Here is an 11,610-nt window from a genome sequence, read left to right on the forward strand (position 1 = left end):
GAGAAACTGACCTTATTAAAGTGTCACATATTGCTTTTTTAGTAAGGCCAGATCTGGGAAAAACTGCGTGAAGTCCGGTTTCTGCGGTTGCACATTGACACACAGGCGTATATAATAAATAAGATCCGGCGAAAAAGCCGGATCTCAGCAAAAAACCTACTATTGTATCACCATTTCCCCCTCCAGCGTTGTGTTTTGCGGTGCCGGACGGGGAGAGGAAGGAAGGAAACAGAGGCATGAATAAGCCTGTTCTTGTGGTCATGGCGGCGGGCATGGGCAGCCGCTACGGCGGGCTCAAGCAGATCGACCCCGTGGGGAGCCACGGCCAGATGATCATTGATTATTCTATCTATGATGCCCGGCGGGCCGGGTTTGAGACCGTGGTGTTTGTCATCAAACACCAGATCGAGGATACCTTCAAGGCTGCCATTGGCGACCGACTCAGCAAGGTCATCGACGTAAAGTACGCCTATCAGGAGCTGGACGACCTGCCCGAGGGCTACGCCGTGCCCGCCGGCCGGGTGAAGCCCTGGGGCACCTGCCACGCGGTGCTGGCCGCCGGTCAGGTGGTGGACGGTCCCTTTGCCGTCATCAACTCCGACGACTACTACGGCCCCCAGGCCTTCCGGGAGATCTATCAGTACCTGGAGAGCCATCCCGACCAGCCCGGCTGCTATGAGTACGCCATGGTGGGCTACCGCCTGGGCAACACCGTCACCGAGCACGGCCATGTGGCCCGGGGCGTGTGCGCCGAGGAGGGGGACCACTACCTGAAAGAGGTAGTGGAGCACACCCACATTGAGAAGGACGGGGCGGACGCCCGCTATACCGAGGACGACGGCCAGACCTGGACCCACCTCAGCGGCGATACCATCGTATCCATGAACCTGTGGGGCTTTACCCGCAGCTTCCTTACCGAGGCGCAAGCCCGGTTCCCCGCCTTCCTGGACAAGGCCCTGGCGGAAAATCCGGAGAAGGGGGAGTACTTCCTGCCCAGCGTGGTGACTCAGCTGCTGGAGGAGGGCAAGGCCCGGGTGAAGGTGCTCCGCAGCGCCGACAAGTGGTACGGCGTCACCTACCGGGAGGACAAGCCGGTGGTGGTGGCTGCGGTAAAGGCCATGACCGAGGCGGGCCTCTATCCCGACGATCTGTGGGGTGTGTGCGACCATGGCGCCTGCTGAGCAGTACTTACAGGAGGCCCTGAATGCCTTTGACTTTGGAGGAGAAGTGGTGGGCGCGGTGCGGTTTGGCTCCGGCCACATCAACGACACCTTCTGCGTCCACACCCAGCCGGGGGAGGACCCCTGCCGCCGGTTTATCCTCCAGCGGATCTCCCGCAACGCCTTCCACCACCCGGAACAGGTGATGGCCAACATTGCGGGGGTCACCAACTATCTGAAAAAGGAGATTGCCGCCGAGGGGGGCGATCCGGAGCGGGAGACCCTCTCCCTGTGCATCGCCCGGGACGGCAGCTACTACCATACCGACCCCGAGGGGGGCGCCTGGCGGGTGTACCCCTTCCTGGAGGACACCATGTGCCTCCAGTCCGCCGAGACGCCGGAGCGGTTTGCCGCCTCGGCCCGGGCCTTCGGCAAGTTCCAGCGGATGCTGAAGGACTACCCGGCGGAGACTTTGTACGAGACCATCCCCCACTTCCACGACACCGAGGCCCGGCTGGCCCGGCTGAAGGAAGTGGTGGCCGCCGATCCTGTGGGACGAGTGAAGGAGGTAGGCCCCGAGCTGGACTTTGTAGCCGCCCGGGAGGCCGACTGTTCCGTGGTGCTGGAGGCCCTGCGGCGGGGAGAGCTGCCCCTGCGGGTCACCCACAACGACACCAAGCTGAACAATGTGCTGATGGACCGCAAGACCGGCGAGGCGGTGTGCGTCATCGACCTGGATACCGTGATGCCCGGCCTGTCGGTCAACGACTTCGGCGACTCCATCCGGTTCGGTGCCAACCACTGTGACGAGGACGAGCGGGACATGAACAAGGTCCACTTCGACCTGAACCTGTTTGATGCCTACACCCAGGGTTTTCTGGAGGGGGCCGACGGGGCCCTCACCCCCGCCGAGCTGGACTACCTGCCCTGGGGCGCCCGGCTCATCACCCTGGAGTGCGGCATCCGCTTCCTCACCGACTACCTGGAGGGGGACAAATACTTCCGTATCCACCGGCCCGGCCAGAACCTGGACCGGTGCCGCACCCAGTTCAAGCTGGTGGCCGATATGGAGGCCTGCTGGGACAAGATGTGCTCCGCGGTAGATAAATATCGATAAGAAATGAGGCGCCTGTTGGAAAACTGCACAGGCCGCACAAAACCTCCGTCATTCCGAGAAGAACGGCCGCCCGGTGGGCGGCCGTTCTTCGTGGGAATCCGTCCCTTCTGCCGGGAAGACGGATTGCCACGCCAGCGTGCGCGCTGGCTCGCAATGACAGGTATGCGCAAACTGTCAATTTTCCAACAGGCGCCTCGTTTTTTATGCGGGCTGGTTGACTACTCCGGCAAAGAGGGGCTGGCCGGCGGCGCTGGTGAGGACAAAGAGGAAGGGCCGGTCCAGGGTGAAGTCCACCTGATCCTCCGGCGGCATGGCCCCGCCGGCCGCGGCCATCACGGTGAAGGCGGCGGCGGTGACGCCCTCCTCATCCACCGCCACCCGGGCGGCGTGGGTGGCCTGAGTGACAGAAATGTCCTCCACAGCTTCCGTCATGGGAGTGAAGTCGGACACCGCCGGGTCAAACACGTCGGTGATCCCCATGGCCTGCAATCCCTCAATCAGATCCAGCTGGCCGGACACGTCAAATTTGGGCATGGACAGGTTGACTCTGAGGTACTTCTGGTTTTCCCATTCCCCGTTGGAGAGCAGGAACTCCATGACCTCCGGGTCGTCCAGCAGCTGATCTACGCTCACCCCTTCGTCGGGCAGGACCATCCACAGGGTACCGCCGTACAGCACGGACTTCCCCACGGCGGAGAACTGATCCCCCCAGCAGTAGCTGCCGGAGGAGGAGCTGTGCATGAAGTCGCACTTTACGTCCCCGTCGGGGGCGTGGAACGTTTCGGGGGCGGTGTTGTCCGGGTTGAACTCCTGGGACCACCGGCCCTGGTAGTAGACGGTGGTGGCCAGGGCCAGCACGGTCTCCGGGTCCAGGCTCACCTGGCCTGCCGCCTCCTTCAGCAGCCCGCCGGTCTGGTCGTTGAGCCAGGCTTGCAGGGCCTGGTCCAGCTCGGCGGAGCCCATCTCCCCCTGGTAGGAGGAGGCGTAGTAGGTGTCGGCCAGGGTGTCCAGGGTGGACTGGTTGAAGGGTACATCCTCGTTGAGCCACAGGGAGGAGGCCAGCACGCTGGTCAGCATCCCGTCGTCGCTGTAGTTGGCGTTCCACAGGGCCCTGGCCTGGGCCCGCAGGGTGTCGATGCTGTCCTGCCCCAGCAGGTCCAGGATCTGCTGGCGGCTGCTGCCGTCGGTGAGCTCGGCCAGCATCCCAAGAGCGAAGTAGATGTTCAGGGGGGAGCACACCTTGTTTTCTGTCCCTCTGTCCCCCAGGAACTGGCGCAGGGTAGCGGTATAGTATCCCTCCAGCCCGCTGTCATAGCCCTCGGGCTGGTTCAGCTGGGCCTTTTGGCTGGTCCGCCAGGTGTCGTAGTCGGCGCTCCAGCGGTCGGAATCCAGGGAACCGTCGGGGTTGAGATAGTCCATCTCGTTGGGGTAGGGGGCCATGTCCGGATACTCCGCCACCGCCAGGGCGGAGGCCTGGCCTGTCAAAGGGCTGCCTCCGGGCCAAAGTACAATGCCGATGACGATGGCGGCGGCTGCCGCCACGGCGGTAAGCCCCATCCACAGGGGGCGGCGGTGAGGCGCTTTTTGGGGCGGTTTATCCGCCTGAGCCACCAGTTCCGGGTCTACGTGCTCCAAGCTGTCCAACAGATCATCCGCTTTCATACCGTAAATCCCTCCTTGATCAGGTGGTCCCGCAGCCGCTGCCGGGTGCGGAACAGGGTGGTTTTCACCTTGCTCTGGGTGAGCCCGTACCGCCGGGCGATGGCGGCGATGGGGTCGAAGAACCAGTACCGCCGCAGGAAAAGGTTCCGGGCCTCCTCAGGCAGGGCCTTGAGAAAGGCGTTCAGGCTCTCGCCCAGGGCCAGCGCGTCCACCAGCGCCTGGGTGTGGTCGGGTCCGGGGAGGCAGTCCTCCAGCTCCTGAGTGAGAACGGTGAGCCGGGCCAGCTGCCGCCGGCGGGTGAGGGCCCGGCAGCGGTCCAGCACCGTGTGGCGCATGAGCCGGGCCAGGAAGGGGAAGAGGTAATCCCTGGGCTGGTGGGGCGGGATGCTGTCCCAGGCCATCAGGTAGGCGTCGTTTTCGCACTCCTCCACCGTCAGCCGGTCGGGCAGCAGCCGGAAGCCCAGCTGCCGCAGGCGGCTGCCGTACTTGTCCGATGCCGCCCGGATGCCTCCCTCGTCCCGGGTCAGAAATAAAGTCACAATCTGGGCGTCCTCCACGGTACTCACTCCTCTCCTGTGGGCTGGTGAAAAGGCCTTTCACCCCTGTCAGCGAGTTGGGAGGGGAAAAGGTTACAGTCAGAACAAATTTTTTGTGAAAAAAGGGGCCTGCGGCGGCAGGCCCCTTTTGGTTTAAAGCTGGGGGAAGGGCTGAGGAATCAATTCCCCGGCGCAGTAGCGGGCAGCGATGTTCCGGTCGTCCCCGTCGTAGAGGAACTGCTCCAGCCGCTCGAAGGGGGTGCGCTCCACCAGGGCATCCAGAGCGGAGGGGCGGAGCACCAGCGCGTCAAACTCAAAGCCGGGCAGAAAGGCCCCAACCTGACCGAAGAAGGAGCCTGCCCCACGGGTAGCAAGGTAGAAGGCCTCCGTCAGAGAGAGGGAGGGCTGGTCCGGGTGGGTCAGCCAGTTCAGCTTGGAGGCCTGCACCGTAGCGGTGACGCTGCGGCTCAGGTTGGCGGCATGGCCGCCGGCCACATCGCTGGCTACGCAGCACCGCAGGCCCAGCACCAGGTCCTGCCGCAGGGGCATGATGCCGCTGGACAGGTTGGTGTTGGACAGGGCGCAGTGGGCCAGCATGACGCCTTTCTCTCTCAGTAGGGCCTTTTCACCGTCGGAAAGATGGATGGCATGGGCCATGATGGTCTTGTCCTGCCGCAGCAGCCCGAAGTGCTCATACACCTGGGTGTAGGTGGGGATGTCCGGGTGGAGCTGAGCCACCCAGGCCACCTCGCTTTGGTTCTCCGACAGGTGGGACTGGATGGGCAGGTCATATTTCTCTCCCAGCCGGCCCAGCCCGTCCATCAGCTTTGCCGTGGTGGAGGGGACGAACCGGGGGGTGAGGATGAAGCCGGTGCGGCGCAGCTCTTCCCGGCTGCGGCAGATCAGCTCCTCGGTGTCCGCCAGGGAGGCGCCGGTGTCCTCCTGAAGCTCCGGGGGAGAGTTGCGGTCCATGTTCACCTTGCCGATGAGGCCGCGGAGGCCGGAGGCCTCGGACAGCTCCATAAGACGCCATGCCGCCTCCTTGTGGACGGTGGCAAAGGCGGCAAAGCGCAGGGTGCCTACCGCCCACAGGTGGTTGAGGAAGGCCTTCCACGCCCTGTCGGCAAAGGAGGAATCGGCAAAGCGGGCCTCCGCCGGGAAGGTGTAGGTCTCCAGCCAGGGCAGCAGCTCCTTGTCGTAGCCGATGCCCCGGTTAATGATCTGGGGGGCGTGGATGTGCAGGTCGGTAAAGGCAGGGATGATCAGGGCGTCCCCCCAGTCCTCCACCGGCTGACCGGCGTACTCCGGGGGCAGAGTGTCATACAGACCAACGATAGTCTCTCCCTGGGAGATTAGATAGGCCTCAGGACGTACCTCCAGCGTCCCCAGTTTGGGAGTGTGTAGGAAGGTTCCTTTCAGGATCATGTGGTACTCCTTTCAGAGTTGAAAAGAATCAGGGTACCAGTTCCACGGTATAACCCAGCTCACGCAGGCCGCTGACAATGCCGCCGGGGTCCACCATGTGGCCGGCGCCCACCGCCATAAAGTAGGTGTGGCTGCCCTCAGTCTCCAGATAGCCCGCGGCGGCCTCGATCATGCCGGGGTCCCGCTCGGTGAACAGCTTGGAGTTGAGCTCGTCGGTGCTGTTGATGATGGCGGCCTTGTCATAGACCTTGGAGAAGGCCTCCGGGTCCCGGTCCTTCCAGGCCGCGAACATGGCGGAGAGGATCTCCTCCTGTGCCTGGAGGGCCTCGCCGATCTCAGGGGAAGTGGCGGCGCCGGACAGGGTGCTCTCAAAACCGGCCAGGGCGGAGTCCAGATAAGACTCCTGATACTCGGGGGAGAGACCGTCGAAGATGCCGCCCTGGAAGGCGTAGGTCTCCACCGCGCCGATAGCCTTGCCGGCGTTGACGGCGGCGGCGTTCACATAGCTGTCGATGGCCATGGCGTTGCTGCCGGTGGTGTCGTCCTGCATGGACAGGGTGGAGAGGGTGGAGGCCAGAGCCCAGGGCTTATAGGCATCCAGGGCGTTGGGGTCCATGCCCAGGGCGGCAGCGGCGGCCTGTACCCGCTGATAGAGCTCGGGGCTGATGTGGTCGGCCAGAGTGGTGCCGTCCTGATAGGTCTGGAGGCTCTGAAGCAGGGCGATACCCTCCTGGTCGTTCAGATCCAGCTCAAAGATAACCTCCTCGGAGGCCTGAATGGCGTCCCGGAGAGATTTGTGGAGGGGATAGACGTTGTCCCGGTCCAGATGTATGGTGCCCAGCAGGTACAGGGTGTTATCCCCGTTGGTGGCCTTCCACAGCAGACCCTTGGAGCCGGCGTCCTGCCCGTCATAGATGGCCAGGATCAGCCGGTTGGCCATGACCATGGCCTCCTGATAGGTGCAGGTGCGCTCCTGGGCCAGGCTTGCGCCGTCTCCCTGGACCACGCCCAGCCCGGTCAGAAAGGCCTCCGGGCCCTCCTCCACGCCGGGCAGGTCATAAGTGGCCGCCTCTTGATACAGGGCGTTCATCACGCCGCCCCGGGTGGTGTCTACCACCAGGCCCACGGCGTCTGCCGTCCGGGGTTCCAGCTCCAGCAGGGCCAGCTTGCCGGCCACCACCCTGGTCATAGATTCCAGCTGCTCCATGGTCACCGGGCTTTGGATGTAGGTGGTGTAGTTATCGTCCACCAGACCCAGGGCATAGCTGTCGGCCAGAGCGCTCACTGCCCAGGAGGAGGGCTGCTGAGGCTCCGCCGCCAGCGCAGGGAGAGCCAGCAGAGCGGCGGAGAGCAGACCGGCCAGTGCTTTTTTCAACAGGTTCCGTTTCATAGAGGGATGCTCCTTTCCTTATGTGGAGAATGGTGTGTTTACGTCAGACTGAGGCTGGCGATGTACTGCTTGGCGGTGCGGGGCGTTCGGCCGGGATGTCTCATCTCCCAACGGCCGGCGCCGGTACGAAGGGTCTCCCGGTCCATGGTCACGCCGTACAGAGCGGCCATTTTTTCCACCAGGTCCAGGAATTCAGCCTTGTTCAGAGCCAGATAGGGAATACGCAGGCCGAACCGCTCGGCCAGAGAGGTCTTTTCCTGGATGGTCTCGCTGGCGTCCACCTCGTCCCCCGCCCGGTCGGAGAAGGTCTGCCGCACCAGGTGGCGGCGGTTGGAGGTGGCGTAGATGGCCACGTTGGCGGGGCGGCGCTCCAGACCGCCCTCCAGGATGGTTTTCATGACAGAATAGGTGGTGTCGTCCTGATCGAAGGCCAGATCGTCGATAAACAGGATGAACTTGAGCCGCCGCCCGCCCAGCTTGCGGATGAGCCGGGGCAGATCGGCCAGCCCCTCCTTCTGTACCTCGATGAGCCGCAGGTCCTCAAAGCCGGGCCGGGAGAGCAGGCTCTTTACCGTGGCCGACTTGCCGGTGCCGCTGTCGCCGAAGAGCAGCACGTTGTTGACGTGGTGGCCCTCCAGCATGGCCCGGGTGTTGGCGATGACCTGGTCCCGCTGGAGCTCGTAGCCCAGCATCTCGTCGGGGCCGGGACAGTCGGGCTCCTCCACCGGGAAGAGCTGGCCGTCCTCCCACAGGAAGGCACGGCTGCGGGCGAAGAGGCCGGAGCCGTGGGCACGGTAGAAATCGGTGAGCCCCTCAAAGGTGAAGGGACAACCGGCGGGCCACCGGGGCAGGCCCTCCAGCACCGGCAGCAGGGCGGGGTCGGCCTTCCGGGCCATGGCGGCGATGAGCTGCCCGCAGTCCAGCTCACACAGCTGGGCGAAAATGGCCACGTCCCGGCGGGCGGCCTCCTCCAGGGCGGGGTCTGACCCGCCCTCCTCGGCCAGCCGGGCGTAGGGGGACTCGGTATAGCGCAGCTGGTCATACAGCCAGTCTCCCAGGCCGGGATACCGGCCCTCCCGCAGGGTATAGAAGAGGCTGGCGTAGGCCTCCGCCGCCCCGGCGGTGTCGCCAAGGGCCAGCTTGTCCAGCAGAGTACGCACCAGACCCAGCTCGTGGGTGTCCAGAATATGCCGGTAAGCGGCCACGTCTCCCAGAGCGAAGCGCAGGGTTTCCATTATCATGTCGGGCTCCTCCTTGTCTGTGTCCATTTTATGCGAGGAGGAGCCTGCTGTCAATGCAAAGGCTTGACTTGCGCTCCGGTTTTCCGTATGCTTGAGGAAACGGGCATAGAGAAAGGAAGTCTTGTTTATGCTGTTACAGGATCAGCGGGAGCAGGTGGTGGAATACGGCAAAAAGCTGGTCACCACCGGCCTGACCGATGGAACCTTCGGCAATCTCAGCGTATTTGACCGGGAGAGCGGCCTCATGGCCATCAGCCCCTCCGGCATGGACTATTTTGCCACCACCCCGGAGGACGTGGTGGTAGCCGACCTGGAGGGCAAGGTGGTGGAGGGCAAACGCAAGCCCTCCAGTGAACTGGACCTCCACCGGCTGTTTTACCAGCGGCGGCAGGACGTGAACGGGGTGGTCCACACCCACTCCACCTTCGCTACGGTGCTCTCCTGCCTGCGCTGGAACATCGAGCCGGTCCACTATCTGGTGGCCTACGCCGGGCGGCAGGTGCCCTGCATCCCCTACTATCCCTTCGGCTCTCTGGAGCTGGCCGAGGCGGCCTGGGAGGGGATGAAGGAGGAGTACAACGCCTGCCTGCTGGGCAACCACGGCCTGCTGGCGGTGGGGGGCAGCCTGTCCTTCGCCTTTGACGCCGCCCAGCAGCTGGAGTTTCTGGCCAAGGTGTACTACTACACCAGGCAGGCCGGGGGCGGCGTGAACCTGACGCCGGAGGAGCTGGAGGCGGTGCTGGGTAAGTTCCAGAGCTACCGCCAGGCCTGAGCCTTGCATTTTAGCCCGGTTCAGAGTACAATCTGGACTGGAAACCAAGAGAGAAGGAAGTGAACCAATGGATCGGGAGGAAGCCTTTGAATTTCTGGACCGGACCGCCCGGGGGATCGCGGAGATGTTTGGCTCCACCTGCGAGACGCTGGTCCACGACATGGGGGACCCCAGGCACCCCATTTTATCCATTTATAACGGCCATGTATCCGGCCGGACGGTAGGCTCCACCATGGACATCCTGGGCACCGCCAAGGAGCTGGACCAGGACGCTCTGGTCACCGATTTCGTCAACCTCTACGCCACCACCCCCTCGGGCCAGCAGATCAAGAGCAGTACCTTCCACCTCATCGGGGAGGACTTCAACCTGGCCCTGGGCATCAACTTTGACTACAGCTCTCTGGTCTATGCCAACCGCATCCTGGTGGATCTGATGAGCGCCGAGGCCGACCTGCAAAGCGCCATGTGGCACGGCGGGGAGGGTCAGCTGACCCAGATCTTCGAGGAGTGCCTGGCGGCGGTAGGCAAGCCGGTGAACGTGCTGACCAAGCGGGACCGGATGAAGATCATTGCCCTGTTGGACCAGAAAAACGCCTTTTCCTTCCGCAAGTCGGTGCCCTTTGTGGCCAAGCGGCTCCAGGTGTCCCGGTATACGGTGTACAAGTACCTGGGGGAGCTGACCGGCGCCGCCGGCGGAGATGAAAAACCCAAGGAGGAATAAGTTCCATGTATCAGGATCAAATCAACGCCTATTTTGACGACCCGGCCCGCCGGCAGCAGCTGGTGGAGGCCATTTCCCGACTGGTGCGTATCCGCAGCGTCCGGGAGGAGGCCCAGCCTGGAATGCCCTTTGGTCCCGGCCCCGCCGCCGCCCTGGCGGAGGGCCTGAAGCTGGCGGAGGAGCTGGGCTTCTCCGTCAAGAACTACGACAACTATGTAGGCGCTGTGGACTTCAACGATCAGGAGACCCAGCTGCATATCCTGTGCCACCTGGACGTGGTGGGGGAGGGCACCGGCTGGACGGTGACGGAGCCCTATGAGCCCATCGAGGTGGACGGGATGCTGTACGGCCGTGGCACCGACGACGACAAGGGCCCGGTGGCCGCCGTGCTGCTGGCCATGCAGGCCGTCCGGGACCTGGGTGTGCCCCTGAAGAAGAATGTCCGGCTGCTGCTGGGCACCGACGAGGAGAGCGGCTCTGAGGATATCGCCTATTATTATAGTAAGGAGCCCTACGCCCCCTGTACCTTCTCTCCCGACGGCGAGTTCCCCGTTATCAACCTGGAGAAGGGCAGCTACAAGCCGGTGTTCACCAAGACTTGGGCGGCGGAGAGCGCCACTCCCCGGGTGAAGGAGCTCCACGGCGGGTTCCGCATCAACGTGCTGCCTCCCGAAGCGGAGTGTGTGGTGGCCGGCCTGTCCGCCGAAGCGGCTCAGCCCTACTGCGACAAGGCTGCCGGTGAGACCGGCGTCATCTATGTGCTTACCGAGCGGGGGGATGACCTACACATCCTGTGCAAGGGCAAGGGCGCCCACGCTTCCACTCCGGAGGAGGGCGTCAACGCCATCACCGGCCTGATCCATCTGCTGTGCGCTCTGCCCCTGGCAAAGGTGGGCTCCACCGCCGCCCTCCATGCCCTCAACGCCCTCTTCCCCCACGGGGACTGCGCCGGTAAGGCCCTGGGCATTGCTCAGGCCGACGAGATGTCCGGTCCGCTGACCCTGGCCTTCTCCCTGCTGGAATTGAACGACACCGGCCTGTCCGGCCAGTTCGACAGCCGGGTGCCGGTGTGCGCCAACGAGGAAAACTGCAAGGCCGCGGCTGAGGCTGCCTTCGCCAAGTTCGGCTTTACTGCCGAGGGCGGAATGCAGGCCCCCCATTATACCCCCGCCGACACCCCTCTGGTCAGCACCCTGCTCAAGTGCTACGAGCAGTACAGCGGCCGGAAGGGGGAGTGCCTGGCCATCGGCGGCGGCACTTACGTCCACGATATCCCCGGCGGCGTGGCCTTCGGCTGCGCCATGCCCGGCTTCAACGGCAATATGCACGGGGCTGACGAGCACACCTGCATTGCCGACCAGCTCACCGCCGCCAAGATCTTCGCTCAGGCCATCATTGACCTGTGCGGCTGATGGAAACCCATTGATTGCGTAAAAAGGCCGAAATCTCCAAACAGGGGATTTCGGCCTTTTTGTATAAAGAAAACCACTCGCTAGGCGAGTGGTTCAAAAAAGCCTAAGGCGATGAAAAAGATAAAAAAACTCCCTTTGCTATAATAGGAGTGCGGTCTGCCAACTGCACAAACG

At 63.6% G+C, this 11,610-nt stretch carries 10 protein-coding genes; 5 read left to right on the top strand and 5 right to left on the bottom strand.

Annotated elements, in window-relative coordinates:
- Window positions 1-236: 236 nt before the first annotated feature.
- Together B5F94_RS12695 and B5F94_RS12700 are read left to right on the top strand one after the other, a co-directional pair.
- Window positions 237-1,181 (top strand): sugar phosphate nucleotidyltransferase, encoded by a 945-nt coding sequence (locus B5F94_RS12695; RefSeq protein WP_087330602.1) that lies wholly within the window; start codon window positions 237-239, stop codon window positions 1,179-1,181.
- The gene (locus B5F94_RS12700) at window positions 1,168-2,277 is read left to right on the top strand and encodes a phosphotransferase enzyme family protein (protein WP_087269948.1); all 1,110 of its coding nucleotides are present in this window, start codon (window positions 1,168-1,170) and stop codon (window positions 2,275-2,277) included. The genes B5F94_RS12695 and B5F94_RS12700 overlap by 14 nt, the downstream gene beginning before the upstream one ends.
- A gap of 201 nt (window positions 2,278-2,478) precedes the next feature.
- Here B5F94_RS12700 and B5F94_RS12705 read toward each other — a convergent pair whose 3' ends face one another.
- The 5 genes from B5F94_RS12705 to B5F94_RS12725 all read right to left on the bottom strand — a co-directional run bounded on the left by B5F94_RS12705 (window position 2,479) and on the right by B5F94_RS12725 (window position 8,531).
- Window positions 2,479-3,939, bottom strand: a complete 1,461-nt coding sequence (locus B5F94_RS12705; RefSeq protein ID WP_087330604.1) for a serpin family protein — start codon at window positions 3,937-3,939, stop codon at window positions 2,479-2,481.
- Window positions 3,936-4,505 carry an RNA polymerase sigma factor gene (locus tag B5F94_RS12710; protein WP_242965675.1) on the bottom strand — a complete coding sequence of 190 codons (570 nt, stop codon included), beginning with the start codon at window positions 4,503-4,505 and terminating at the stop codon, window positions 3,936-3,938. The genes B5F94_RS12705 and B5F94_RS12710 overlap by 4 nt, the downstream gene beginning before the upstream one ends.
- Before the next feature lie 123 nt (window positions 4,506-4,628).
- A complete protein-coding gene (locus B5F94_RS12715; RefSeq protein ID WP_087330609.1) occupies window positions 4,629-5,900 on the bottom strand; it encodes an amidohydrolase family protein in 1,272 nt (423 codons plus the stop codon).
- Between the two features lie 28 nt (window positions 5,901-5,928).
- A complete protein-coding gene (locus B5F94_RS12720; RefSeq protein ID WP_087330611.1) occupies window positions 5,929-7,290 on the bottom strand; it encodes a TraB/GumN family protein in 1,362 nt (453 codons plus the stop codon).
- Window positions 7,291-7,328: 38 nt separating this feature from the next.
- Complete coding sequence (locus tag B5F94_RS12725) at window positions 7,329-8,531, bottom strand: ATP-binding protein (protein ID WP_087330614.1); 1,203 nt, start codon at window positions 8,529-8,531, stop codon at window positions 7,329-7,331.
- Window positions 8,532-8,658: 127 nt separating this feature from the next.
- Between B5F94_RS12725 and B5F94_RS12730 the strand changes: the two genes are divergently transcribed.
- The 3 genes from B5F94_RS12730 to B5F94_RS12740 all read left to right on the top strand — a co-directional run bounded on the left by B5F94_RS12730 (window position 8,659) and on the right by B5F94_RS12740 (window position 11,436).
- Window positions 8,659-9,303, top strand: coding sequence for an L-fuculose-phosphate aldolase (locus tag B5F94_RS12730; protein WP_087330616.1), 645 nt, complete (start codon window positions 8,659-8,661; stop codon window positions 9,301-9,303).
- A 67-nt stretch (window positions 9,304-9,370) separates the two neighbouring features.
- Window positions 9,371-10,024, top strand: coding sequence for a helix-turn-helix transcriptional regulator (locus tag B5F94_RS12735; protein ID WP_087330618.1), 654 nt, complete (start codon window positions 9,371-9,373; stop codon window positions 10,022-10,024).
- A 5-nt stretch (window positions 10,025-10,029) separates the two neighbouring features.
- On the top strand, window positions 10,030-11,436 hold the full coding sequence (locus B5F94_RS12740; RefSeq protein WP_087330619.1) for a Sapep family Mn(2+)-dependent dipeptidase: 1,407 nt from the start codon (window positions 10,030-10,032) through the stop codon (window positions 11,434-11,436).
- Window positions 11,437-11,610 lie beyond the last annotated feature (174 nt).

Origin of the sequence: Flavonifractor sp. An4, from assembly GCF_002161755.1 — a bacterium.
Classification (GTDB): Bacteria; Bacillota; Clostridia; order Oscillospirales; family Oscillospiraceae; genus Flavonifractor; species Flavonifractor avicola.

Excerpts from the sequence above, each read along its gene's own strand:
- B5F94_RS12725 (WP_087330614.1), bottom strand. The coding sequence starts at position 8,531 with ATGATAATGGAAACCCTGCGCTTCGCTCTGGGAGACGTGGCCGCTTAC.
- B5F94_RS12740 (WP_087330619.1), top strand. The coding sequence starts at position 10,030 with ATGTATCAGGATCAAATCAACGCCTATTTTGACGACCCGGCCCGCCGG.
- B5F94_RS12720 (WP_087330611.1), bottom strand. The coding sequence starts at position 7,290 with ATGAAACGGAACCTGTTGAAAAAAGCACTGGCCGGTCTGCTCTCCGCC.
- B5F94_RS12715 (WP_087330609.1), bottom strand. The coding sequence starts at position 5,900 with ATGATCCTGAAAGGAACCTTCCTACACACTCCCAAACTGGGGACGCTG.
- B5F94_RS12730 (WP_087330616.1), top strand. The coding sequence starts at position 8,659 with ATGCTGTTACAGGATCAGCGGGAGCAGGTGGTGGAATACGGCAAAAAG.
- B5F94_RS12735 (WP_087330618.1), top strand. The coding sequence starts at position 9,371 with ATGGATCGGGAGGAAGCCTTTGAATTTCTGGACCGGACCGCCCGGGGG.
- B5F94_RS12700 (WP_087269948.1), top strand. The coding sequence starts at position 1,168 with ATGGCGCCTGCTGAGCAGTACTTACAGGAGGCCCTGAATGCCTTTGAC.
- B5F94_RS12705 (WP_087330604.1), bottom strand. The coding sequence starts at position 3,939 with ATGAAAGCGGATGATCTGTTGGACAGCTTGGAGCACGTAGACCCGGAA.
- B5F94_RS12695 (WP_087330602.1), top strand. The coding sequence starts at position 237 with ATGAATAAGCCTGTTCTTGTGGTCATGGCGGCGGGCATGGGCAGCCGC.